At 68.0% G+C, this 22,670-nt stretch carries 22 protein-coding genes; 7 read left to right on the top strand and 15 right to left on the bottom strand.

Features of this window, described 5'->3' with window-relative positions; genetic code table 11:
* Positions 1-2: 2 nt before the first annotated feature.
* From AC5P9C_RS08150 to AC5P9C_RS08135, 4 genes are read right to left on the bottom strand one after another with little or no spacing between them, the layout of a single operon-like run.
* Positions 3-950 carry an NAD-dependent epimerase/dehydratase family protein gene (locus AC5P9C_RS08150; RefSeq protein ID WP_206149901.1) on the bottom strand — a complete coding sequence of 316 codons (948 nt, stop codon included), beginning with the start codon at positions 948-950 and terminating at the stop codon, positions 3-5.
* A gap of 8 nt (positions 951-958) precedes the next feature.
* Complete coding sequence (locus AC5P9C_RS08145; RefSeq protein ID WP_164688259.1) at positions 959-1,696, bottom strand: SDR family oxidoreductase; 738 nt, start codon at positions 1,694-1,696, stop codon at positions 959-961.
* Between the two features lie 2 nt (positions 1,697-1,698).
* Positions 1,699-3,003: an FAD-binding oxidoreductase gene (locus AC5P9C_RS08140; protein WP_057494122.1), complete on the bottom strand. Its 1,305-nt coding sequence runs from the start codon at positions 3,001-3,003 to the stop codon at positions 1,699-1,701.
* A complete protein-coding gene (locus tag AC5P9C_RS08135; RefSeq protein ID WP_057494123.1) occupies positions 3,003-4,391 on the bottom strand; it encodes a UbiA family prenyltransferase in 1,389 nt (462 codons plus the stop codon). Before AC5P9C_RS08135 ends, AC5P9C_RS08140 begins: the two co-directional genes overlap by 1 nt.
* A gap of 226 nt (positions 4,392-4,617) precedes the next feature.
* On the opposite strand from AC5P9C_RS08135, the gene AC5P9C_RS08130 reads away from it, so the two are divergent.
* From AC5P9C_RS08130 to AC5P9C_RS08120, 3 genes are read left to right on the top strand one after another with little or no spacing between them, the layout of a single operon-like run.
* A complete protein-coding gene (locus AC5P9C_RS08130; protein WP_049465322.1) occupies positions 4,618-5,349 on the top strand; it encodes a CoA transferase subunit A in 732 nt (243 codons plus the stop codon).
* Between the two features lies 1 nt (position 5,350).
* Positions 5,351-5,983 carry a CoA transferase subunit B gene (locus tag AC5P9C_RS08125; protein WP_053505576.1) on the top strand — a complete coding sequence of 211 codons (633 nt, stop codon included), beginning with the start codon at positions 5,351-5,353 and terminating at the stop codon, positions 5,981-5,983.
* A gap of 48 nt (positions 5,984-6,031) precedes the next feature.
* Positions 6,032-6,619, top strand: coding sequence for an alpha-ketoglutarate-dependent dioxygenase AlkB family protein (locus AC5P9C_RS08120; RefSeq protein WP_495205132.1), 588 nt, complete (start codon positions 6,032-6,034; stop codon positions 6,617-6,619).
* Positions 6,620-6,676: 57 nt separating this feature from the next.
* On the opposite strand, the gene AC5P9C_RS08115 is transcribed toward AC5P9C_RS08120, so the two are convergent.
* The 4 genes from AC5P9C_RS08115 to AC5P9C_RS08100 are packed head-to-tail and all read right to left on the bottom strand — an operon-like array spanning position 6,677 to position 10,195.
* Positions 6,677-7,318, bottom strand: coding sequence for an ABC-type transport auxiliary lipoprotein family protein (locus AC5P9C_RS08115; RefSeq protein WP_049465314.1), 642 nt, complete (start codon positions 7,316-7,318; stop codon positions 6,677-6,679).
* Positions 7,315-8,241: an MlaD family protein gene (locus AC5P9C_RS08110; RefSeq protein ID WP_049465312.1), complete on the bottom strand. Its 927-nt coding sequence runs from the start codon at positions 8,239-8,241 to the stop codon at positions 7,315-7,317. Before AC5P9C_RS08110 ends, AC5P9C_RS08115 begins: the two co-directional genes overlap by 4 nt.
* A 3-nt stretch (positions 8,242-8,244) precedes the next feature.
* Positions 8,245-9,072 carry an ABC transporter ATP-binding protein gene (locus AC5P9C_RS08105; protein WP_074725542.1) on the bottom strand — a complete coding sequence of 276 codons (828 nt, stop codon included), beginning with the start codon at positions 9,070-9,072 and terminating at the stop codon, positions 8,245-8,247.
* A 1-nt stretch (position 9,073) separates the two neighbouring features.
* A complete protein-coding gene (locus AC5P9C_RS08100) occupies positions 9,074-10,195 on the bottom strand; it encodes an MlaE family ABC transporter permease (protein ID WP_049465308.1) in 1,122 nt (373 codons plus the stop codon).
* Positions 10,196-10,287: 92 nt separating this feature from the next.
* Between AC5P9C_RS08100 and AC5P9C_RS08095 the strand changes: the two genes are divergently transcribed.
* The gene (locus tag AC5P9C_RS08095) at positions 10,288-11,547 is read left to right on the top strand and encodes a threonine/serine exporter family protein (RefSeq protein ID WP_046428410.1); all 1,260 of its coding nucleotides are present in this window, start codon (positions 10,288-10,290) and stop codon (positions 11,545-11,547) included.
* Between the two features lie 136 nt (positions 11,548-11,683).
* On the opposite strand, the gene AC5P9C_RS08090 is transcribed toward AC5P9C_RS08095, so the two are convergent.
* The 3 genes from AC5P9C_RS08090 to AC5P9C_RS08080 form a co-directional block, all read right to left on the bottom strand.
* On the bottom strand, positions 11,684-12,067 hold the full coding sequence (locus AC5P9C_RS08090) for an H-NS histone family protein (RefSeq protein ID WP_262231889.1): 384 nt from the start codon (positions 12,065-12,067) through the stop codon (positions 11,684-11,686).
* Positions 12,068-12,289: 222 nt separating this feature from the next.
* On the bottom strand, positions 12,290-13,993 hold the full coding sequence (locus AC5P9C_RS08085; protein ID WP_064237611.1) for a proline--tRNA ligase: 1,704 nt from the start codon (positions 13,991-13,993) through the stop codon (positions 12,290-12,292).
* A 514-nt stretch (positions 13,994-14,507) separates the two neighbouring features.
* On the bottom strand, positions 14,508-14,882 hold the full coding sequence (locus AC5P9C_RS08080; protein WP_049465130.1) for a DUF4124 domain-containing protein: 375 nt from the start codon (positions 14,880-14,882) through the stop codon (positions 14,508-14,510).
* Between the two features lie 80 nt (positions 14,883-14,962).
* Here AC5P9C_RS08080 and pssA point away from each other — a divergent pair, with 80 nt between their 5' ends.
* Genes pssA through rimI form a run of 3 tightly spaced genes read left to right on the top strand, consistent with a single transcriptional unit; the run spans position 14,963 to position 16,733 of the window.
* Positions 14,963-15,739, top strand: coding sequence for a CDP-diacylglycerol--serine O-phosphatidyltransferase (pssA, locus tag AC5P9C_RS08075; RefSeq protein WP_049465105.1), 777 nt, complete (start codon positions 14,963-14,965; stop codon positions 15,737-15,739).
* A complete protein-coding gene (locus tag AC5P9C_RS08070) occupies positions 15,736-16,239 on the top strand; it encodes a flagellar biosynthesis protein FlhF (protein ID WP_049465107.1) in 504 nt (167 codons plus the stop codon). The genes pssA and AC5P9C_RS08070 overlap by 4 nt, the downstream gene beginning before the upstream one ends.
* A complete protein-coding gene (gene rimI / locus AC5P9C_RS08065) occupies positions 16,236-16,733 on the top strand; it encodes a ribosomal protein S18-alanine N-acetyltransferase (protein WP_053462112.1) in 498 nt (165 codons plus the stop codon). Before AC5P9C_RS08070 ends, rimI begins: the two co-directional genes overlap by 4 nt.
* 45 nt (positions 16,734-16,778) lie before the next feature.
* On the opposite strand, the gene AC5P9C_RS08060 is transcribed toward rimI, so the two are convergent.
* The 4 genes from AC5P9C_RS08060 to AC5P9C_RS08045 form a co-directional block, all read right to left on the bottom strand.
* Entirely contained in the window at positions 16,779-17,600 is an 822-nt protein-coding gene (locus AC5P9C_RS08060) for an EamA family transporter (protein ID WP_057494128.1), read from the bottom strand.
* 124 nt (positions 17,601-17,724) lie between these two features.
* Positions 17,725-20,562 (bottom strand): valine--tRNA ligase, encoded by a 2,838-nt coding sequence (locus AC5P9C_RS08055; protein ID WP_495205131.1) that lies wholly within the window; start codon positions 20,560-20,562, stop codon positions 17,725-17,727.
* A gap of 72 nt (positions 20,563-20,634) precedes the next feature.
* A complete protein-coding gene (locus tag AC5P9C_RS08050; RefSeq protein ID WP_049418512.1) occupies positions 20,635-21,060 on the bottom strand; it encodes a DNA polymerase III subunit chi in 426 nt (141 codons plus the stop codon).
* 82 nt (positions 21,061-21,142) lie between these two features.
* Positions 21,143-22,621: a leucyl aminopeptidase gene (locus AC5P9C_RS08045; protein WP_053462115.1), complete on the bottom strand. Its 1,479-nt coding sequence runs from the start codon at positions 22,619-22,621 to the stop codon at positions 21,143-21,145.
* Positions 22,622-22,670: the final 49 nt, after the last annotated feature.

Here is a 22,670-nt window from a genome sequence, read left to right as displayed (position 1 = left end):
GATCAGAACTCCAGGGCGATGTCGCCGTACTCGGGGTCGTTGAAGGTGGCGTCGATGGCCTGCGCGAAGGGCGTCGGCCGTACGTTGAAGATCGAAGGCCAGTCGATGACTTCGAACTCATCATGGGCCACCAGTGCCTGCAGCTGCGCCGGGGTGAACGGTGGGTCGCGGTCGAACAGCGCCCAGGTCCTCAGCAGCAGGTGGAACAGGCGGTAGGGAATGTGCAGCAGCAGGGTGCGGGCACGCGTGCTGCGCTTGATCTGGCGGATGATGTCGATGTAATCCACCTTCTCCAAGCCGGTGATGTTGTAGCGCTGGCCAGCAATGCGCGAGCGCAGGCAGCTGGCGATGATGGTGGCGAAATCGCCGGCATACAGTGGCTGGCGCATGTAGCGACCATCGCCGGGAATCGGGAATACCGGAACCCTGCGCATGAAGCGCGACAGCCATCCCAGGTGCTTGCGATCGAACCAGCCGAACATCAGGGTCGGGCGCAGGATGACCGATGGAATGCCGCGCGCGGCGACGCGTTGCTCCTGCTCACGCTTGGTGCGGGTGTAGTCGTCATCGGCCACCGAACAGACCACCGAGGAGCTGACGTGCACCGTGTAGGGCACGGCGTGGCGCTCGATGGCATCCAGGATGAGGTCGGTGGCAGTGATGTTGTTGCGCACGAATGGCAGAGGATCGGTGCCGCCGATCTGCGCCTGCAGCATCACCACGGCGTCGGCCCCGGCGAAATGGCGCTCCCAGGTGCCCGGCTCTGCCAGGTCGGCGTGTTCGGTCACCACGTCCGGATGCATGCGTGCCAGCACCGCGAGATTGGCAGCGTGCTTGTCGATCACCACCAGCCGGCGGTAGCCCTGGCGCCTGAGGATGGCGACCAGGTTCTGGCCGACCAGGCCGGCACCACCGGGAATGATGATCTTCTGCTCCAGCTCGGAGTCCATTGCAGTGCTCACAGCGAGATCCTGTTGAAGAGGGCCTGCGGCAGCAGGCGGATCACCGTCATGATCAACCGCCAGAAGCCCGGGGCATACAGCACCGGGGTGCCGCGCCCGATGCCGGCGACGATGCGGCGCGCGACCTGGTCCGGCGTTGCCCACAATGGGCCCTTGCGCAGGTGGGCCGTCATCGGCGTGTCGACGAAGCCCGGACGAATGTCGACCACCGCCACGCCCTGCTTGGCCAGGCGTTGGCGCAGGCCACTCAGGTAGGTGCTGACCGCAGCCTTGGCGGCGCCGTAGACGTAGTTGCTCTGGCGGCCGCGGTCGCCGGCCACCGAAGTGATCACCGCCAGCGTGCCGCTGCCGGCGTCGGCCAGCCGATTGGCCACAGGCCCCAGCAAGGCCAGGGTCGAGCTGCCGTTGGTGGCGAACTCGGCCATGCAGGTTTCCACCGAGGCCTCACACGCTGCCTGATCGGGCAGCGTGCCATGTGCAACCAGCACCACGTCCACCCGCCCCAGCGCCTGCCAGGCCTGCGTCAGCAGCTCGGCGTGGGCGGCCAGATCGTTGATGTCCATCGAAGAAGTGTGCGTGGCGCGTGCACCGCGCACGCGCAGGTCGTCGGCGATGGCGGCGAGCCGTTCGGAACGGCGAGCAACCAGGAACAGCGCCGCGCCGCGTGCGGCATAGCGCCGTCCGACGGCTTCGGCGATCGCCGACGTGGCGCCGATGATGAGGACGTTCTGCATGCTTACTCCGTCACCCGGCGCCAGAAGCCGGACGAGAAACGTGGATCGATGAATCGGCTGAAGTCCTGCCAGCGCGGGTACGCCTGCTGGAATGAGGCGGCGGTCATCCGTGCATCCTTGGCCGGGTACTGGGCACCGCCGGCGGCATCGACGATCTGGTCCAGGCGCCGCAGCAGGGCCCAGAGCGCCTCGCCGGTGTTGGGGAAGTCCAGGGCCAGGGTGGTACCCGGGCGCGGGAAGGACAACATGCCAAGGGACGGCTGCGTGCCGAACTGCTTGAGCACCGCCAGGAACGACCCCTGGCCACTGCGGGCGATTTCCTGCAGCAGGGCGGGAATTCCATCCGCGGCCGCGTGCGGTGGCAGCACGCACTGGTACTGCACGAAGCCAGCCGGACCGTACATCCGGTTCCACTGGCTGATGCCATCAAGCGGATAGAAAAAGGGCAACAGGTGTGAGACGTGGCGCCGGCGTTGCGCGGGCTGGCGCCAGTAATAGAGCGTATTGAACGGGCGCAGGGTGAGCCGGTTGACCAGTGATATCGGTGGCGTCAGCGGCATCGACCACTGCCGCCGGGGCGTGGCCGGACGTTCGTCGGCCGGCTGCACGGCATGGCTGGCACGGGTGAAATGCCCACGGCCGAGGGCGCGGCCATGCGCCAGGCAGTCGATCCAGGCCACACTGTACTCGTGGCTCTCGCTGCTGTCCTGTGACAGTGCGAAGAAGTCGGCCAGGCTGGAGAAACGGATGTTCTCCACCTCAAGGCTGCTGCCCGGCACGCGGCGCAGCTGCAGCTCGGCATGGGTGACCAGTCCGGTCAGGCCAAGCCCACCGACGGTGGCTTCGAACCAACCGTCGCCATCGCCAGGCCTGCACACGCGGCGCTCGCCGTTGCTGCGCAGCAGCTCGAAGGACAGCACGTGGCGGCCGAAGCTGCCGGCCAGATGATGATTCTTGCCATGCACATCATTACCGATCGCGCCGCCCACGGTGACGTGACGCGTGCCTGGGGTAACCGGCAGGAACCAGCCCTGCGGCAGAACGAGCGCGATGATCTCGCCCAAGGTGACGCCAGCTTCGCAATGCAACCGTCCGCTGGCCGGGTCAAAGGCGATGAAGCGGTCCAGACCGCGACAGTCGAGCAGGGTGGCCCCCGGATTCTGGCAACTGTCGCCATAGCTGCGTCCATTGCCATGCGGCAGCGCGCTGCCTGCGAAGGCCGGCAGCGCGGCGAGCCGATCATGCACCCTGACCAGCGACTGTGGCGCGCGCGGATACCGCCCCCAGGAGTACGCGCCGTCCCGCATCAGATCGCCACCAGGGCAAACCCGGCGCACAGCACGGCCACCACCTGGCTGGCCCGGTCCGTGGCAGCGAACACGATGGGGTCATCGTGCATGTTGCCGCGATGCGCGATCACCCAGGCGCGGCTGACCCAGTACAGCAGGATCGGGCAGATGAACCACAGCAGCTTCGGGCTGCGGTACAGCTCCACGCTGTCGGGGCTGTTGATGTACAGCGCCATCACCAGCACGGCGCAGTAGCCGGCGGCCGCGCCCAGCGACTGCAGCAGCGGCAGGTCTTCCACGCCGTAGCCACGGCCGTTGGCGCGGGTCTTGCCACGTGCCAGCACCGCGTGGAGTTCGGTATAGCGCTTGAGCAGAGCCAGCGAGAGGAAAATGAACATGCTGAAGGCCAGCAGCCAGAACGACAGTTCTGCCCCGATGGCCACCGTGCCGCCGATGATGCGCAGGGTGTAGAGGCTGGCCAGCAGCACCACGTCGAGCATGACGATGCGCTTCAGGCGCAACGAGTAGGCAACGGTCAGCGCGTAGTAGCCCGCCAGCACGGCCGCGAATGCAGGGCTGCAGGCCAGTGCCACGGCCAGCCCGCACAGCGTCAGCAGCGGGCCTGCAACCAGGCCGTGCAGCAGCGGCAGGCGACCGGCGGCAAAGGGGCGATGGCGCTTGCGCGGATGGCGGCGATCCGCATCGAGGTCGAGCAGGTCATTGAGCAGGTAGACGCCGGAGGCGCACAGGCTGAAGGCCGCGAAGGCGAGCAGGGCATCGGCCACCGCCGGTGCTTCCAGGAAGCGGTGGGCGGTCAACACGGGCACGAACACCAACAGGTTCTTCAGCCACTGGTGTGGCCGCAGCGCCTTCAACCATGCCTGCAGCCTGGATGGGGCGGGCCAGTGCCCCAGCAGCTGGGTGCGTTGCGCTGCGGCACCGGCCAGGGCGCTGCGGTTGTTGACCACCCAGGCGCCTGCAGCGCGGGCCCAGACCGCCAGATCGACCGTGCCATTGCCGGCGTAGTCGAAACCACGCTCGCCGAAGGCATCCACCAGGGCCTGTGCCTTGTGCGTGCCGGACAGGTTGTGCTGGCCATCGCTGGCGATCACCTGCTCGAACAGGCCCAGGTGTGCGGCGATCGGCGCGACCAGCAGCTGGTCCGAGGCGGTACACAGCACCCGCGGGCGCTGCGCCGTGTCGCGCAGCAGTTCCAGAACTTTCGGGTTGTAAGGCAGGCGGCGTGGATCGATGGTGACGCGTGCAGCGATCTGCCGCTTCAGTGCGGCCTTGCCCTGCAGCAGCCAGAACGGCAGTAGGAACAGGTACAGCGGATTGCGCGCCAACAGCACCAGCAGCGATTCATACAGGAGGTCCGTGTCCAGCAGCGTGCCATCCAGGTCCACGCACAGGGCGCGGTCGTGGGCTGCAGGAGAGGGGGCAGGAGGCGCTGGGGGCATCGTTCGCGGGCTGACGCGGCGGGATCGTCCATTGTATCCGCGTTGGGGCATGGGCCAGAAAGCGGCATCCCGGCCCCGGGCCGCTGCATCCGTGCGGTTTGCTGCGCCGCAAACCCGTCGGATGCAGGCCTGCGGCTAGAATGCGCTTATCCATTCGCAGGGTACTACAGCAATGCAGCAATCGACTTCCGGCGGAAAGCGCGGCAAGCGCTTCGCCAGTGCGGCGGAGGCCCTGCAGGGGGTGGTCGCCGATGGCCAGACCCTGGCCGTGGGTGGCTTTGGCCTGTGTGGCATTCCCGAGGCGCTGATCGCTGCGCTGCGCGACAGCGGCGTCAAGGGCCTGACCGTGATCTCCAACAATGCCGGCGTCGATGGCTTCGGCCTGGGCCAGCTGCTGGAAACGCGGCAGATCAAGAAGATGATTTCGTCCTACGTGGGCGAGAACAAGGAGTTCGAACGGCAGTTCCTGGCCGGCGAGCTGGAACTGGAGTTCAACCCGCAGGGCACCCTGGCCGAGCGGCTGCGTGCGGGTGGCGCAGGTATTCCGGCGTTCTTCACCGCCACCGGCTACGGCACGGTGGTGGCCGAGGGCAAGGAAACCCGCGAGTTCGACGGCAAGCACTACGTGATGGAGACCGCGCTGCGCGCCGACGTGGCACTGGTCAAGGCCTGGAAGGCCGACGAGGCTGGCAACCTGGTGTTCCGCAAGACCGCGCGCAACTTCAACCCGGCCTGCGCGATGGCCGGCAAGGTCTGCATCGTGGAAGTGGAGGAGGTGGTGCCGGTCGGCGCGATTGATCCTGACCAGGTGCACCTGCCGGGCATCTACGTGCATCGCATCGTGCACAACGCGCATCCAGAGAAGCGAATCGAACAGCGCACCATCCGCGCGGAGGGCAACTGACATGGCGTGGACCCGAGATGAAATGGCCGCACGCGCGGCGCGCGAGCTGACCGATGGCGCCTACGTGAACCTGGGCATCGGCCTGCCGACGCTGGTCGCCAACCATATTCCCGACGGCGTGGATGTATGGCTGCAGTCGGAGAACGGCCTGCTCGGCATTGGCCCGTTCCCGACCGACGCCGAGGTCGACGCCGACCTGATCAACGCCGGCAAGCAGACCGTCACCGCACGCGCCGGTGCCAGCTACTTCGGCAGCCACGACAGCTTCGCGATGATCCGCGGTGGCCACGTCAACCTGGCCATCCTCGGCGCCATGCAGGTCACCGACAAGGGCGACCTGGCCAACTGGATGGTGCCCGGCAAGATGGTCAAGGGCATGGGCGGCGCGATGGACCTGGTGGCCGGCGTGCAGCGCGTGGTGGTGCTGATGGAGCACACCGCCAAGAACGGCGAGCACAAGATCCTGGCCGAATGCACGCTGCCGCTGACCGGCGTGGGCGTGGTCGACCGCATCATCACCGATCTGGCGGTGTTCGACGTGACTGACAACGGCCTGCTGCTGGTGGAAGCTGCGCCGGGTGTCAGCGATCAAGAGCTGAAGGAAAAGACCGGCGTCGCGTTCCAGCGCGGCTGAGGCTGCAAGGGCGGCCAAGCGTGCCGCCCTGTTTCTTGAGGTGCCGCCATGTTGTTCCCCCACGACCTGCCCGACGCCGACGTCCAGCACCTGCCGGGCTGGCTGGCCGCAGCCGACGCCGACCGGCTCATGGGGGCGCTGCAAGCCGACGTGCCGTGGGAGGTCCACCGCATCCGGATGTTCGGCAACTGGGTGGATTCGCCGCGGCTGAGCTGCTGGATCGGCGATCCGCAGGCCCGCTACCGCTATTCCGGTGCCGAGTTCGTGCCGCACGCCTGGCCGCCCGTGTTGCAGGCCGTGCGCGAGCGCCTGCAGGCCGAAGGCCACGGCCGCTTCAACAGCGTGCTGCTGAACCGCTACCGCAGCGGGGGTGACTCCATGGGTTGGCACAGCGATGACGAGCCGGAGCTGGGACCGGCCCCGGTGATCGCGTCGCTGAGCCTGGGCGCCGCGCGCCGTTTCCTGCTGCGCCGACGCGACGATACGGCGCGCAAGGCCGAGTTCGTGCTGGGCCACGGGGACCTGCTGCTGATGGCCGGGCAGACCCAGCGCTTCTACCAGCACGCGCTGCCGAAGATGGCGCGGGTGCAGGGCGAGCGGATCAACCTGACCTTCCGCTGGATTAGGCCGCGGTGACGAAGAAGGGGTCAGATCCCTTTCCCGTCGGGGAAGGGCTCTGACCCCTGCGATGCGTCAGCGCTTGGCCGCCGTGGCGTCGGCCTGCCCGCTCACCAGCGTCCAGCCCACCACATCCTGTGCCAGCTGCTGCAGGCCGCGCTCGAACGCCGCGGTCACCGCCGGTACGTCGGTACTGCCGACCGGCTGCGCCTGGCGGAAAGTGCGGTCGGCCACCACGCGCTGGTCGGCGACGTGGATCAGCTTGGCGTTGACTTCGATCACCACGGTCGGCGTAGCCTGGCCCTGGTAATCCGATTCGAAGCGGCGCACGTCGGTGGACAGCTTGTAGTCGGCACGGATGCCGGCGGTGCTGCGCGCCACGCCGCGGATGCGGCCGGAGTCTTCAAAGCCACGCAGCAGCGTGTCCTCGATCATGTCGGTGGCCGGCTGCGCCCAGCTGGCGCCCTTGTAGATCTCCAGCTGCGAGGGCGTCGGCCGCACGTTGATGCGCGGGCTGTCGACCAGGCGCGCGGCGCTGGGCTTGGCCAGCACCAGCTGCCAGCTGGCCTGCGGCCACGACGGGTCCGCCTTGACCTGCACGGACGGCGAGTACAGCGTCACTGCGGTTTTCTCGCTGCTGCCGAGGATGGAGCAACCGCCCAGCAGGCCGACCATCGAAGCGGCCAGCAGCAGGCGCGGAAGGGGGGGCGTGCTCATTGGGGTTCGAACTCCTTCGGTGCGTCGCGGCCCAGCAGGTAGCGCGCGGGGTTGTTCTCGAGACGGTCGCTGACCCGGCGCAGATCGCGGATCAGGCCGCGCAGTTCGGTCAGCGTTGGGCCCAGCTGGCCGAGGCCATCGTTGGCGAAGCTGTTGATCGCGGCGCGGTTCTCGCCAAGGATCGAATCGGCGTTGCCGGCGGCCGAGTCGAGCTTGGCCAGGGTCGCGTCGAGCTTGTCGATGATGCCGGGCAGCTGCTGCACCAGGTTCTTGTCCAGGCGCTCGATGGTGCCGTTGGTGGTCTTCAGCGTGGTGTCCAGGCTGCGGGCGGCATCGCGCGCGCTGAGCAGCAGCGCCTGCGTGCCCTGGTCGCGGTCGGCCAGGCCGCCGCTGATCGTCTCCAGGTTGGCCAGCGTCGCGTTGATCGAGGCCACGTTGCGGTCGCTGAGGATCTGGTCCATGCGCTCGACGATGCGGTTGGCCACATCGGTGATGTTCTGCAGCGCCGAGGGCGTGGTCGGGATGATCGGTGCCGGATCCTTGTTGACCGTGGTCAGCGCCGGCGACTGCGGCGTGCCGCCGCTGAGCTGGATGATCGACGGGCCGGTCAGGCTGGTGATCGCCAGCTTGGCGCGGGTATCGGTCTTGACCGGCGTGTTGGAGTTCAGGCGGATGCGCGCGACCACCTGGCGCGGGTCGTCGGGCACCAGGTTCAGTTCGGTGATCGAGCCCACCGCGATGCCGTTGTATTGCACCGGGCTGCCCACCGACAGGCCGGTCACCGCCTCGCGGAAGACCACGCGGTACTCCTGCCAGGTGCGGTCGGAGGAGTATTTGGCCGCCCACAGTCCGAAGGCCAGCAGGGCCAGGCCGGTGATCAGGGTGAACGCGCCGATCAGCACGTAGTTGGCTTTGGTTTCCATGGCTCAGGCACTCTCGATCTGTTCGCCCCGCGCGGCGCGCGCGCGGGGTCCGTGGAAGTATTCCTGGATCCACGGATGATCCAGTTTCTCGATGTCCGGCAGCGGCGCATTGGCCACCACCCTGCGGTCGGCCAGCACGGCGACGCGATCGCAGATGGCGTACAGCGTGTCCAGGTCGTGGGTGATCAGGAACACGGTCAGCCCCAGCGCTTCCTGCAGGGTCTTGATCAGGCGGTCGAACGCGGCCGCGCCGATCGGGTCGAGGCCGGCGGTGGGTTCGTCCAGGAACAGCAGCGGCGGATCCAGCGCCAGCGCCCGCGCCAGGCCGGCGCGCTTGCGCATGCCGCCGGACAGCTGCGAGGGCAGCTTGTTGATCGCATCGGCGGGCAGGCCGGCCAGCTTCACCTTCAGCAGCGCCAGTTCGTAGTGCCAGCGCTCGGGCAGTTCGCGGTGGTGTTCCTTCAGCGGCACCTGCACGTTCTCGCCCACGGTCAGCGAGGAGAACAGGGCGCCGTCCTGGAACAGCACGCCGGTGTTGCGTTCGATGTGCAGGCGGCTCTCGGCGTCGTCGGCACGCGCGTCGCGGCCCAGCACTTCGATCTGGCCCTCGTCGGGCGTGCGCAGGCCCAGGATCGAGCGCATCAGCACCGACTTGCCGGTACCGGAGCCACCGACCACGCCCAGGATCTCGCCACGGCGCACGTCCAGGTCCAGGTCTTCGTGCACGGTCTGGCTGCCGAAGCGGTTGACCAGGCCGCGCACGCGGATGGCCAGCGCGTGGCCGTCGCCATCGCGCATGTCGAGCGTTTCAGGGGAAGAGGAGGTGCTCATGTCACCAGTCCATGTGCATGAACCACAACGCCGCGAAGGCGTCGATGATGATCACCAGCGAGATCGTCTGCACCACGCTGGAGGTGGTGCGCTCGCCGACCGACTGCGCGGTACCCTCGACCTTCAGGCCCTCCAGGCAGCCGATCAGGCCGATCACCAGCGCGAACACCGGCGCCTTCGACAAACCCACCAGCAGGTGCCGCACTTCCATCGTCTCGTGCATGCGCGCGATGTACATCTGCGGCGGGATGTCGAGGTCGAACGCACCGACGGTGATGCCGCCGGCCAGGCCCGCGATCATCGCGATGAAGGTCAGCAAGGGCAGGGTGACCAGCAGCGCCAGCAGTCGCGGCAGCACCAGCAGGTCGACCGGGTCCAGGCCCAGCGTGCGCATCGCATCGATCTCCTCGCGTGCCTTCATCGCGCCGATCTGCGCGGTGAACGCACTGGCGGTACGGCCGGCCAGCACGATCGCGGTCAGCAGCACGGCGAACTCGCGCAGGAAGGCGATGTTGACCAGCTCCACCACATAGATCTCGGCGCCGAAGTCGCGCAGGATGGTCGAACCGAGGAACGCGATCACCGCGCCCACCAGGTAGGACAGCAACGCCACCAGCGGCACCGCATCCAGCCCCACCTGTTCCATCTGATGCACGGTGGCGGTCAGCCGGAAGCGGCGGGGTTCCTTGACCAGCCGGGCCGCCTTGACCAGGTTCTCGCCGAGGAAACTGCACAGGGCCTTGATGTTGTGACCAGTGGCGTGGACGCTGACACCCAGCCGCTCCAGTGCCGCCAGCACGCCGAAATCGCGCTTGGCCCTGGGCCGGTCATCGGCCACTTCCTCGATGGTGCATACCAGCGCCTGGTGGTCCGGGCGGAACTGCAGCGCGTCTTCGTGGAGATCGGCGCGATGGGCCACGCGCAGCACCTGCAGCACGCCGGCCGAATCCAGCTGCTCGATGCCGGTGGCATCGATGCCGGTCAGCTTGTCGGGAACGCCGTGCAGGACCTCGGCCGCGGCCAGCGCGGTCTTCAAGGTCCAGGTGCCGGACAGGTGGATCAGGCCCGGGTCATGGGCATCCTGTTCGAGCTGGGGGGCGAGGTTCGGGGTGACGTGGGCCATTCGGGTCGCAGCATAACCGTTCTGTCTTGGGCATCGCGTCGAACTCGGATGAATTTCTCCGGTAAGCCCCTGCCTAGGTAATACTACGGCGCATGTCCGCAGATGCTCACACGATCCCCACGCCCCAGGCCACCTACGCGCAGCGCGTGGCCTTCGTTTCCGAGATCGCCGGACGCCTGCACAGCTATGGCACCACGGCCCAGCGCCTGGAGACGGCGGTGGTGGCACTGGCCCGCCAGCTCGATCTGGATTGTGAACCGTGGTCGAATCCCACCGGTATCATCCTCAGCTTCAGCGACCCGGCGCAGGCCATCGGCTCCAGTGACATCACCCGCGTGATCCGCTTGGCGCCCGGTGAAAACGACCTGCACAAGCTCAGCGTTGCCGACCATATCGCCGAAGAAGTGTCCAACGGGCGGATGAGCATCGCCCAGGGCCACACCGCCCTGCGGCAGCTGGACAAGGATCCGGGCCGGCGCGGCAAGCTGCGCACGATCCTGTCGTTCACCCTGGGCGCGGCCGGCGTGGCCGGCATGTGGAAGCTGCCGTGGCTGGACATCGCCACCGCCGGTGTCATCGGCCTGATGATCGGCCTGCTCGGCATGGTTACCGACCGTCGCCCGGCCACCCGCGAAGCCGCCGAGGCGCTGGCCGCGCTGCTGGCCGGCATGGTTGCCACCCTGGTGGCGTCCTTCATCGGCGCGCTCAACCTCAATACGGTGATCATCGCGTCGCTGGTGGTGCTGCTGCCCGGCATGTCGCTGACCAATGCGGTCAACGAACTGGCCAGCCAGCACTGGGTATCGGGCACCGCGCGCTTTGCCGGCGCGCTGACCACCATCATGAAGCTCAGCGTCGGCGCGATGATCGCGGTGACCCTGGCCGACGTGCTCGGACTGGACCCGGTGATACGGGCGGCGCGACCGCAGGGACCGTGGGTGGAGTGGGGTTCGCTGCTGACCGCGGCCTTTGCGTTCGCGATGCTGTTCAAGGCCAACCGCCGCGATTACCCGTGGGTGATCGCCGCCTCGGTGGCCGGCTATGCGATCTCCAAGTTCGGTGGCCACGCCTGGGGCGCGCCGGCCGGTATCTTCCTGTCGGCGATGCTGCTGACCGCTGGCGGCAATCTGTTCGGTCGCCTGGTCGGGCGTCCGGGCGCGATCATCCGCCTGCCCGGCATCATCATGATGGTGCCGGGCAGCACCAGCCTGCGCGGTGTGCTGACCCTGGTCCAGCAACAGGATGTCGGCGCCGGCCAGAGCGTGTTCCTCACCGTGCTCAACGTGGTGATGGCGCTGGTCGCCGGCCTGCTGTTCGGCAACCTGCTGATGCCGGCGCGCAAAACCCTGTGATGATGTCGGTGGGTGTGGACCGTCGGTCCACACGCCGGGAGGGGCTGTTTCTTGTGGGGGTGGACCTCGGTCCACACACCGGAGAATGAAAAACGCCGGCGTCCGCCGGCGTTTTTCATTGCATCCCAATCCGGCCTCAGGCCTTCTTGATCAGGAAATCTTCCGGCTTCTTGTTGCCCTTGGCGGTCAGTTCGGCCATCCAGCGCGGCTGCTTGCCACGGCCAGTCCAGGTTTCCTTCGGATTGGCCGGGTTGCGGTACTTCGGTGCCACCTTGCCCAGCTTGCGGCCGGCGGTCTTCGATGGCGCCTTGACGGCCGGGGCGGCCTTGCGGGCACGCGTGGCCGGGGCGCTGCCGAACAGTTCTTCGATGGTGTAACCCTCGGTCTTGGCCAGCTTGGTCAGCTGGGCCCGGACCTTGGTGATCGGCCGGCGCTTGGCGACGATGGTCTGCTGCTTCTTGGCGGTACGGATCAGGGCGCCCAGCTCGCGTGCTGACAGGCCGGTCAGGTCAATGCTCATTTACGGTTACTCCGGAAACTAATGTGTGGACGGGACAAGCCAGTCCATGGCGTCGGCGGACAGAATAGAGATGAATTAATCACAGCACAAATGCAGGCGGGTCATGGCGTGGCGGCATGCAGACGCCGTCGCGGAGATTTTGACCGGATTATGTCCGCTGCAATATCGGGGAAGGCCGCGGCAGAAAAAAAAGACCGGGGCAGGCCCCGGTCTTTTTGCCGATCAGCCCTGCAGGCGCTGCAGCAGGGACGCCTTGTCCAGGCTTTCCGCTTCGCTGGCGCGGCGCGAGCGGTATTCGTAGGTGCCGGCGGCCAGGCCACGTTCGCTGACCACCACGCGATGCGGAATGCCGATCAGTTCCATGTCGGCGAACATCGCGCCGGGACGCAGGCCACGGTCGTCAAGCGCGGCGTCCAGGCCGGCGTCGCGCAGTTCCTGCAGCAGGCTGGCCGCGGCATCGGCCACGGCGGCGTCGCCCTTCGGATTGATCACGCACACCACCACCTGCCACGGCGCCATCGCGTCCGGCCAGATGATGCCCGCCTCGTCATGGTTCTGTTCGATCGCGGCAGCCACCACCCGCGAGATGCCGATGCCGTAGCAGCCCATCGCCATCACCGCTGCCTTGCCGTTCTCGTCCAGCACGGTGGCGTCCAGCGCCTCGGCGTACTTGCGGCCGAGCTGGAACACATGGCCGACCTCGATGCCGCGGGCGATCTTCAGTTCACCGCCGTCCACGGCGCGATCGCCGGCACGCACGTTGCGGATGTCGGCCACTTCCGGCTCCGGCAGGTCGCGGCCCCAGTTGACGCCGGCCAGGTGGAAACCGGCCTCGTTGGCGCCAACGACGAAGTCGGACATCGCCGCCACTTCGCGATCGGCGACCACGCGGATGGCCTTGGCCGGGGCGACCGGGCCAAGGAAGCCCGGCACGCTGCCCAGGTACTCGGCGATCTCCGCTTCGCTGGCGAACCGCTGCTCGTCCAGGCCGGCGACCTTGGCCAGCTTGATCTCGTTGACTTCGTGGTCGCCACGCACCAGCACCAGCACGAACTGCTGGGCCTCGCCTTCGCCGGCGATCAGCGCCACCGACTTCACCGTGCGCTGCAGGTCGATGCCGAGCAGGGCAGCGACGTCCTCGCAGGTCTTCTGGGTGGGGGTATCCACCTTGCGCATCGCTTCGGTGGCGGCGGCACGCGGCGCCGGATCGGCGGCGATCGCCGCTTCCATGTTGGCCGCGTAGTCCGAGCCGGTGGAGAACACCAGCGCGTCCTCGCCCGAATCGGCGATCACGTGGAACTCCTGCGAGGCATCGCCGCCGATCGCGCCGGAGTCCGCCTGCACCATGCGGAAGTCCAGGCCGAGGCGGGTGAAGATGCGGCTGTAGGCCGACTTCATGTTCTCGTATTCGCGCACGAGGCACTCATCGTGCAGGTGGAACGAATAGGCGTCCTTCATCAGGAATTCGCGCGAGCGCATCACGCCGAAGCGCGGGCGGATCTCGTCGCGGAACTTGGTCTGTACCTGGTAGAAATTCACCGGAAGCTGCTTGTAGCTGGACAGCTCGCTGCGCGCGAAGTCGCAGGCGGCTTCTTCGGCGGTCGGGCTGTAGCAGAACACCTGGTCCTTGCGGTCCTTGATCTTCAGCAACTGCGGGCCGAACTTCTGCCAGCGGCCGGTCTGCTCCCACAGCTCCTTCGGCTGGATGGTCGGGATCTGGAATTCCACCGCACCGGCCCGGTCCATTTCCTCGCGCACGATGCGCTCGACCTTGCGCAGCACGCGCAGGCCCAGCGGCGACCAGGTGTACAGGCCCGATGCCAGCTTGCGGATCATGCCCGCGCGCAGCATCAGCCGATGGCTGGTCAGCTCGGCGTCGCTGGGGGTTTCCTTGGTGGTGTGCAGGTGGAACTGGGAGAGGCGCATCGTCGGCTTCGGATAACGGCAGAGACCTATATTCTGCCAGCCCGGCCGGGGGAGGGGTATCGGCAGGGCTGCGCCCTGCACCCGCGGTAGTGCCGGCCGCTGGCCGGCAACCTCAGAAGCAACAGCCGAAGCAACAACGGGTTATGCGGCTCATGCCCCCCAACCGGACCCACCCCGCCTTAGACAGTTTCCTGCGAGCTGTCGGAATGGCTCCTGGGGTCAGATCCGTTTTCCGCAGGAAAACGGATCTGGCCCCGGATTCAATTCGAGATCCGACAGATTTCATCCACGCATGGCGTGGATCTACCACCGTCACCGGGAAACTGTCGAAGGCGGGGCGGTGTCGGATTGCGGGGTGTCCGCGGCATGGATGCCGCGGCCAAGCCCCCATGGACGGGTTTACGGCGTCCCCGCAATCCCACACCGCCCCGCCCAACCCACAGAAAGCCCAGAGCCGGCTGTTGCCCTTGCTGTTGCCTCTGCGGGCGCAGGGCTGCAAGCCCTGCCGATACCCTCACTGTGCTGGGCAGTAAGCCTTGATGGCCGCCTCCGCCAATCCCCTCTGCGCGGTGTGCTGCTCCGGGGTCAACGGGGTATCGGCCTTGCCATCGCCATCGGTGTCCTGCATCACCTGGCCACCGCCGTCCAGCAGGGCCAGGTTGGCCCGGGCCGTGCTGCACTGCTCGGGGACCGGCGCGGCCGGGGCCTCGCTGCTGGCTGCGGCCTGCGGGGTGCGCGCCTGCTCGCGGGTCTCGTACTTCCGGCCCGCCGGCGGGGTCTCCGAGTACTGGGTCACGCCCCGGGCGTCCTTCCATTTGTAGACGGGACCGGCCACGGCGTTGGCACTGGCCAACAGCAGCAGGCATCCAAGGCAGGACAGGGCACGCATGGCAGACTCCACGGAATGGGCGCAGAACATCGATTGCAGCATTGGCGCCGACCGCTGGCAAGTCGATTAAACTGGATTCCATGGACCCGATCACACCGCCGCCGCGCTCGCGCACGATTTACCTGCTGCCCAACCTGTTCACCACCGCCGGCCTGTTCGCCGGCTTCTACGCGATCATCGCCGCGGCCAATGGGGATTTCGTCAACGCCAGCATCGCCGTGTTCGTGGCGGCGGTGATGGATGGCCTGGACGGGCGCGTGGCGCGCCTGACCGGCACCAGCAGCGAATTCGGCGTGCAGTACGACTCGCTGGCCGACCTGGTCAGCTTCGGCATGGCCCCGGCGCTGGTGATGTACCACTGGTCGCTGTCGTGGCTGAAGTTCGACGATCCGCTGCTCGGCCGCGTCGGCTGGGCCGTGGCCTTCCTGTATGCGGCCTGCGCGGCACTGCGCCTGGCCCGCTTCAATACCCAGGTGGCGGTGGTCGACAAACGCTGGTTCGTCGGCCTGGCCAGCCCGGCCGCAGCGGGCCTGATGATGTCCTTCGTCTGGGCCTTTGCCGATGGCAACCTGGGCTGGGACGGCAACCAGCTGCGCTATGTGGCGCTGGCGGTGACGATCATCGCTGCGCTGCTGATGGTCAGCCGCATCCGCTTCTGGAGCTTCAAGGGCGGCGGTGCCAAGGGCACCCGTTCGGACCGCGTGCCGTTCCTGGTGCTGGCACTGGTGCCGGTGGCCATCGCCATTGCGGTCATCGACCTGCCGCGCGTGCTGTTCGCGGTCGGCATCCTGTACGCCTTGTCCGGCCCGGTGATGTGGGCCGTCCAGCGCCTGCGCAAGAAAACCGAGGCGGCGTGAGCCAGGACCTGCCCGTGCTGTGGTCCCCGGCCCAGCAGGCCTGGCTGCAGGCCATGGGCTACACCGTCTATCACGACGGCCAGCTTGCGGCCGAGCTGGACGCCGCGCTGCAGTTGAGCGTGGCCGAAGCCGAGGCCAGCGTTGCCCCGCCACACCCGGTGCCGCCGCTGGAGACGGCGCGCGCACTGCCGGCCAGGCCGGCGCCCGCCACCGGCCAGCAACGCCCGGCACCGCCGCGCCGCGAAACGCCGGTCAGGGCGCCGGACACCGTGCCGGCCGCTGAGCGACCGTTGCCCAGCGGCACCGCGCGGGAACCGGTGGTGCGCCTGCCGGACCGTCTGCAGATCGCGCTGCTGCGCGCGTCCGGCTGCAACCCGAATGACCCGGCCACGCAGGCGCTGATGGACAGCTGGCCGCTGGACCAGCTGCGCCGCGATCCGGCGGCCAAGCGTGCGCTGTGGCCGCAGCTGCGAGCCCTGCGCAAGCGGGGAACGCCATGAGCGCGGTGACCCGGCCCGGTCCGGTCAGCCTGCGCGCGCTGCGCGAGAGCGACCTCAATGCCGTGATGGCGATCGAGCTGCGGGGCTATCCCTTCCCCTGGACCCGCGGCATCTTCATCGACTGCCTGCGCGCCGGCTATCCCGGCCTGGCGATGGAGCGCGATGGCCTGCTGGTCGGCTATGGCGTGCTCAGCATCGCCGCCGATGAAGCGCACGTGCTGAACATCTGCATCGATCCGCTGGCGCAGTCGCGCGGGCTGGGCCGCCAGCTGCTGCGCGCGCTGGTGCGGCTGGCCGCCGATCGCGGCGCACAGCGCGTGTTCCTGGAAGTGCGCCCATCCAATACGCCGGCACTGGCGCTGTACCACAGCGAAGGCTTCAACGAGATCGGCCGCCGCCCGCGCTACTACCCGGCTGCACAGGGCCGCGAGGATGCGGTGGTGATGGCCATCGAGCTGGTCGACGGCGACCTGCAGGCGATGCCGCCGCTGTAAAGGGGAGGGGTTGCCGGCCAGCGGCCGGCACCACCGATGCGTCGCTCACGCCAGCCGCAACGCCAGCACACCGCCGACGATGAGCACCGCTGCCAGCCAGCGCGCGCGGGGTATCCGTTCGCGCAGCAGGAACACCGAGATCAGCAGCGCGAACAGGATCGAGGATTCGCGCAGCGCCGAGACCATCGCCACCGGCACCTGCGTCATGGCCCACAGCGCCATCGCATAGGAGGCGGTGGTGCCGACGCCGCCGGCCAGCCCCAGCGGCCAATGCTGCCGTGCATAGTGCAGCACCGCGCTGCCGCGCGTGTACACCGCCCACAGCGGCAGCGGGATGCCGGACAGCAGGAACAACCACAACGTGTAGCTGAGCGCATTGCCGGACTGGCGTGCGCCGTGCGCGTCGACCAGCGTGTAGGTGGCGATCATCGCTGCGGTCAGCAGCGGCAGTCGCAGCTGGCCGCCCCGTGCACCCAGCGCCATGCACAGGATGCCGGTGCTTACCAGCACCACCCCGAGCCAGGCTGCCGCCGGCAGCGTCTCACCCAGCAGCGTGCCCGCCAGTGCGACCAGGATCGGCGCGCAGCCACGCATCAGCGGATAGGCCAGGCTCATGTCGACCTGCTGGTAACAGCGTGCGACCAGTCCGTAATAGGTCACCTGCAGCAGCACCGATGCGGCCAGCCACGGCCAGCTGTGCGCGGCCGGGAACGGCAGCAGGGGCAGCGCAGCGGCGGACAGCAGCGCTGCGCTTCCGGTGACCAGCACCGTGCCGAGGAACTTGTCCGGCCCGCGTTTGACGATCGCGTTCCAGCTGGCATGCAGCGCCGCGGCAGCGAGGACCAGCAGGAAGATGGAAATCGGCATCCGGTGATGATGCCATGCGAGAGAAATGCAGAGTCGAGCCATGCTCGACTGCTGTCATGCGTCGAGCACCGCCCGACTCTACAGAAGGAAACGCCGGGCAGTGCCCGGCGTTTCCCTGCGGCGGTTACAGCTTCGCGCGCTGCTCGCGCAGGCCGGCCAGCTGGGTGTTCCAGTCGACCAGGCGCACGCGTTCCTGCTCGACCACCGCCGGCGGCACCTTGTCGGTGAACCTGGCCAGCTTGGTCTCGCTCTTTTCCTGTTCGCCTTCCACGCGCTTGATCTCCTTGTCCAGGCGCGCACGCTCGGCATCAAGATCGACCAGGCCTTCCAGCGGCACCAGCAGCTTCAGCTCGCCCACGATCGCGGCGGCAGCCGGCGGTGCGCTTTCGCCTTCGGCCAGCCACTGGATGCTGTCCAGCTTCAGCAGGAACGACAGCGAGGCGCTGAAGCGCTCGATGCGCACCCGGTCCTGCGCCAGGCCGGCCTGCAGGCGCAGCGGCACCTGCCTGGACGGCGCGACGTTCAGTTCGCTGCGCACGCGACGCACCGCACTGATCACCGCCTTCAGCCATTCCACGTCGGCCTCGGCCTGGGCGAAATCGCCCTCGAACTCGGCGGCGGTGGGGTACGGGCGCAACGACAGCGTGGTTTCGGCCAGGCCCAGGCGCGGCGCCAGCTGCTGCCACAGCTGTTCGGTGATGAACGGCGTCAGCGGGTGCAGCAGGCGCAGCAGCGCTTCCAGCACGTACAGCAGGGTGTGGCGGGTGCTCTCGGCATCGGCGGCATCGGCGGCGTCGGCGCCGTTCAGCGCCGGCTTGCTCAGTTCCAGGAACCAGTCGCAGAACGCGTTCCAGGCGAATTCGTACAGGCACTGCGCCAGCAGGTCGAAACGATAGGCGGCGAAATGGCCCTGCGCTTCGGCGGTCGTGGCGGCCAGGCGCGCCAGGATCCAGCGCTCGGCATCGGTACGCGGCTTCGGCACGCCGGTGAACGCAGCACCTTCGGTGTTCATCAGCGCGAAGCGGCTGGCGTTCCACAGCTTGTTGCAGAAGTTCTTGTAGCCCTCGGCGCGGTTCATGTCGAACTTGATGTCGCGGCCGTGGGTGGCCAGCGCGGCGATGGTGAAGCGCAGCGCATCGGCACCGTGGGCCGCAATGCCGTCCGGGAATTCCCTGCGGGTGGCCTTCTCGATCTTCTCCACCATCTTCGGCTGCATCAGGCCGCCGGTGCGCTTGGCGACCAGGTCGTCGATGCTGATGCCGTCGATGATGTCCAGCGGGTCGAGCACGTTGCCCTTGCTCTTGGACATCTTCTGGCCCTGGCCGTCGCGGATCAGGCCGGTGAAGTAGACGTCCTTGAACGGGATCTTCCCGACCAGGTTGTCGGTGGCCATGATCATGCGCGCCACCCAGAAGAAGATGATGTCAAAGCCGGTGATCAGCACCGACGACGGCAGGTAGCGGTCGAAGCCGCGCTCGGCCATGGCCTGTTCGTTGGGCCAGCCCAGGGTGGAGAACGGCCACAGCTGCGAGGAGAACCAGGTCTCCAGCACGTCGCTTTCCTGGTTCAGCACCACCTCGCTGCCCAGGTTGTGCTTTGCCCGCACTTCCTCTTCGCTGCGGCCGACGTAGCAGGTGCCGGTAGCGGCGTCGAACCACGCCGGAATGCGATGGCCCCACCACAGCTGGCGGCTGATGCACCAGTCCTGGATGTTGTTCATCCAGTGGCGGTAGGTGTTGATCCAGTTCGGCGGCACGAAGGCAATGCTTCCGTCCTCGACCAGTTCCAGGCCACGCCTGGCCAGCTCGTCCATCTTCACGAACCACTGGTCGGTCAGGTACGGCTCGATCACCTGGCCGGTACGGTCGCCGCGCGGCACCTGCAGCTTGTGCGCCTTGGTTTCGACCAGGATGCCGAGGTCTTCCAGTTCGGCCAGCACGGCCTTGCGCGCTTCATAACGGTCCAGGCCCCGGAAGCGCTCGGGCGCGTTCTCGTTCAGCGCCGCCACCGGGGTGAACAGGTTGATCATCGGCAGGCTGTGGCGCACGCCGACTTCATAGTCATTGAAATCATGGGCCGGGGTAACCTTGACCACGCCGGTGCCGAACGCGCGGTCCACGTACTCGTCGGCAATCACCGGCACGCGGCGGCCGGTCAGCGGCAGCACCACGCTCTTGCCGATCAGGTGCGCGTAGCGCGCGTCTTCCGGGTGCACCATCACCGCGGTATCGCCCAGCAGGGTTTCCGGGCGGGTGGTGGCGACCACCAGGTAGTCGCGGGTTTCGCGCAGGGTTTCCACGCCGTCGGCATCGCGCTCGACGTGCTCGTAGCTCAGGCCTTCATCGAGCGTGTAGGCGATCGACCACAGGAAGCCATCTTCCTCGGCGCTTTCCACCTCCAGGTCGGAAATGGCGGTCTTCAGCACCGGGTCCCAGTTGACCAGGCGCTGGCCGCGGTAGATCAGGCCCTGCTCGTACCAGCGCACGAACGCTTCGTTGACCGCCGCCGACGGCTGCGGGTCCATGGTGAAAGTGCTGCGCGACCAGTCGGCGGAGGTGCCGAGGCGACGCATCTGGCGCTCGATGGTGTCGCCGGACTGCTGCTTCCACTCCCAGACCTTGCCGATGAAGCCTTCGCGGCCCAGCGAGTCGCGGGTCTCGCCCTTGCCTTCCAGCGCCAGGTTGCGGCTGACCACCATTTCGGTGGCGATGCCGGCGTGGTCGGTACCGACCTGCCACAGCGTGTCGTAGCCGCGCATGCGGTGGTAGCGCACCAGCGCATCCATCAGGGTCTGCTGGAACGCGTGGCCCATGTGCAGCGTGCCGGTCACGTTCGGCGGCGGCAGCAGGATGGTGTACGGCTCGCCCGTGCCGGACGGCTTGAAGTGGCCGGCCTTCTCCCAGGCCTCGTAGAGGTCGGTCTCGAAGGACGTCGGGTCGTAGCTGGAGGCGAGTTGGGTCATGCGGGGGAACCAGGAGGTAATCGTTGAAGGATCAGGGCACGGCGGCGGCCCATCAAGGGGGCCGGGGCGCGCTTACATGTCGTGCTTGTTCAGGTCGTAGCCGGCCGCCTTGTACTGGCGCCAGCGCTCGCGCAGCGGTTCGCGCGCTTCCGGATCGGCCGGAACCACTTCCAGCACGCGCTCGCACTGGCCCAGCCAGGGCGCGTCGCGCAGGTTGATCACCAGCGGACGCGCCGGTGCCTCGGTGCCGGGCACGGCGATCAGCACCAAGGCTTCTTCCTCGTCCATGTCTTCCCCGGCGATCTGGTGCGGGATGTAGGCATCGTTGTCGAAGGCCCACAGCAGCTCGTCCAGCTCCTCGGCCTGGGCCTGGTCGCGGGCCAGTACCAGGGTGAACAGCCCGGCGTCGTTGGCCTTGCGCGCCAGTTCGCAGACCAGGCGCAGGGGCTCGGTCAGGAAGCGGGGCTTGGCGATCAGGTAGAAGTCGGCGCGGGGCATGGCAGGGTCCGGGTCAGGCAGGGGCCCGGCAGTGCCGGGCGAGGCCCCGGCCGGCGTCTGCCGGCCAGGGTCGGGTACGGCATCAGGCGCGGGCGACCTGGTCCAGCAGCCACTGGCTCAGCAGGCCGACCGGGCGGCCGGTGGCCATGCCGCGCTTGCCTTCATCGCTGGCCACGCCGGCGATGTCCAGGTGGGCCCAGCGCTGGCCTTCGGTGAAGCGCGACAGGAAGCAGCCGGCGGTGATCGCGCCGGCCCAGCGGCCGCCGATGTTGTAGACGTCGGCGAAGGTCGAATCCAGCATCGGCTGGTATTCGTCCCACAGCGGCAGGCGCCAGGCGCGGTCGAACACCTGCTCGCCGGCGGCCAGCAGCTCGCTGGCCAGGTCGTCGTGCTTGCTCATCAGGCCGGCGGTCTGGTGGCCCAGGGCGACCATGCAGGCACCGGTCAGGGTGGCGACGTCGACCAGCGCGGCCGGTTCGAAGCGCTGCGCGTAGGTCAGTGCGTCGCACAGGATCAGGCGGCCTTCGGCGTCAGTGTTGCCGACTTCGATGGTCTTGCCCGACATCGAGGTGATCACGTCGGACGGACGGTAGGCGTTGCCGTCGATGGCGTTTTCCACCGCCGGCACCACCACCACCAGGTTCAGCGGCAGCTTGGCCTTGACCGCCGCGACGAAGGTGCCGATGACGTTGGCGCCACCGCACATGTCGTACTTCATCTCTTCGATGCCGCCCTGGGTCTTCAGGTTGACGCCACCGGTATCGAAGGTGATGCCCTTGCCGACCAGCACGTAGGGCTTGGCGTCGCCGCCATTGTTCCACTTCAGCACGACCAGGCGCGGGCGGTTGGCCGAACCGCGGGCCACCGCCAGCAGCGAGCCCATGCCCAGCGCTTCCATCTGGTGCTCGTCGAGGATCTCGGCTTCGGCACCGTCGTGCTCGCCGGCGAACTTCACGCCGACCTCGGCCAGGTAGGCCGGGGTGCAGTAGTTCGGCGGCAGGTTGCCCAGTTCGCGGGCGAACTCGACACCGGCAGCGATCGCCTGGCCCTGGGCCAGGGCCTGGGCGTCGTCACCGGCAATGGCGAGCTGGGCCAGGCCGGCATCGTCGGCCTTCTTCTTGCCCAGGGTGGCGGTGTAGCGATACGCGGCGTGATCGGCGGCGATCACCGCCTGGCGGATCGCCCAGGCCGCATCGCGGTCCTTCACAGCCACTTCGGACAGGGTGAACAGCGCGCTGCGGGCGGCACCGGCCTTCAGCGCGCGCACCGCGTCGCCCACGGCCTTCAGGTACTGCGGCACGCCGAAGCGGGCGGCGTCGCCCAGGCCGACCACCAGCACGCGCGGCGCAGTCACGCCCGGCAGGTCGTGCAGCAGGGTGGTCGCGCCGGTCTTGCCGGACAGGTCGCCACGCTGGGCCAGGGCGGCCAGGCGGCCACCGCTGGCGGCGTCCAGGGCCTGCGCGGCCGGGGTCAGGGTATGGTCGGCATACGCGCCGACCACCAGGCAATCAACGGTGGCGGCGGCCGGAGCAACGTGGTTCAGGGTGAATTCGAGGGCCATTGAGCAGATTCCATTGGCGAGTCCGTACAATCGCAGGCCGTTTACGCCC

The sequence above is a fragment of the Stenotrophomonas sp. YJH_SMC_10 genome (genome assembly GCF_059371555.1).
The sequence above is the reverse complement of the archived record's forward strand: the minus strand, read 5'-3'. Positions and strand labels throughout refer to the sequence as shown.

Bases quoted from the DNA above. Each gene is read 5' to 3' on its own strand.
- AC5P9C_RS08130 (WP_049465322.1), top strand. From the start codon at position 4,618: ATGCAGCAATCGACTTCCGGCGGAAAGCGCGGCAAGCGCTTCGCCAGT.
- AC5P9C_RS08100 (WP_049465308.1), bottom strand. From the start codon at position 10,195: ATGGCCCACGTCACCCCGAACCTCGCCCCCCAGCTCGAACAGGATGCC.
- AC5P9C_RS08045 (WP_053462115.1), bottom strand. From the start codon at position 22,621: ATGGCCCTCGAATTCACCCTGAACCACGTTGCTCCGGCCGCCGCCACC.
- AC5P9C_RS08050 (WP_049418512.1), bottom strand. From the start codon at position 21,060: ATGCCCCGCGCCGACTTCTACCTGATCGCCAAGCCCCGCTTCCTGACC.
- AC5P9C_RS08060 (WP_057494128.1), bottom strand. From the start codon at position 17,600: ATGCCGATTTCCATCTTCCTGCTGGTCCTCGCTGCCGCGGCGCTGCAT.
- AC5P9C_RS08090 (WP_262231889.1), bottom strand. From the start codon at position 12,067: ATGAGCATTGACCTGACCGGCCTGTCAGCACGCGAGCTGGGCGCCCTG.
- AC5P9C_RS08125 (WP_053505576.1), top strand. From the start codon at position 5,351: ATGGCGTGGACCCGAGATGAAATGGCCGCACGCGCGGCGCGCGAGCTG.
- AC5P9C_RS08140 (WP_057494122.1), bottom strand. From the start codon at position 3,003: ATGCGGGACGGCGCGTACTCCTGGGGGCGGTATCCGCGCGCGCCACAG.
- AC5P9C_RS08145 (WP_164688259.1), bottom strand. From the start codon at position 1,696: ATGCAGAACGTCCTCATCATCGGCGCCACGTCGGCGATCGCCGAAGCC.
- AC5P9C_RS08085 (WP_064237611.1), bottom strand. From the start codon at position 13,993: ATGCGCCTCTCCCAGTTCCACCTGCACACCACCAAGGAAACCCCCAGC.
- AC5P9C_RS08115 (WP_049465314.1), bottom strand. From the start codon at position 7,318: ATGAGCACGCCCCCCCTTCCGCGCCTGCTGCTGGCCGCTTCGATGGTC.
- AC5P9C_RS08105 (WP_074725542.1), bottom strand. From the start codon at position 9,072: ATGAGCACCTCCTCTTCCCCTGAAACGCTCGACATGCGCGATGGCGAC.
- AC5P9C_RS08110 (WP_049465312.1), bottom strand. From the start codon at position 8,241: ATGGAAACCAAAGCCAACTACGTGCTGATCGGCGCGTTCACCCTGATC.
- pssA (WP_049465105.1), top strand. From the start codon at position 14,963: ATGGACCCGATCACACCGCCGCCGCGCTCGCGCACGATTTACCTGCTG.
- AC5P9C_RS08120 (WP_495205132.1), top strand. From the start codon at position 6,032: ATGTTGTTCCCCCACGACCTGCCCGACGCCGACGTCCAGCACCTGCCG.
- AC5P9C_RS08080 (WP_049465130.1), bottom strand. From the start codon at position 14,882: ATGCGTGCCCTGTCCTGCCTTGGATGCCTGCTGCTGTTGGCCAGTGCC.
- AC5P9C_RS08055 (WP_495205131.1), bottom strand. From the start codon at position 20,562: ATGACCCAACTCGCCTCCAGCTACGACCCGACGTCCTTCGAGACCGAC.
- rimI (WP_053462112.1), top strand. From the start codon at position 16,236: ATGAGCGCGGTGACCCGGCCCGGTCCGGTCAGCCTGCGCGCGCTGCGC.
- AC5P9C_RS08095 (WP_046428410.1), top strand. From the start codon at position 10,288: ATGTCCGCAGATGCTCACACGATCCCCACGCCCCAGGCCACCTACGCG.
- AC5P9C_RS08150 (WP_206149901.1), bottom strand. From the start codon at position 950: ATGGACTCCGAGCTGGAGCAGAAGATCATCATTCCCGGTGGTGCCGGC.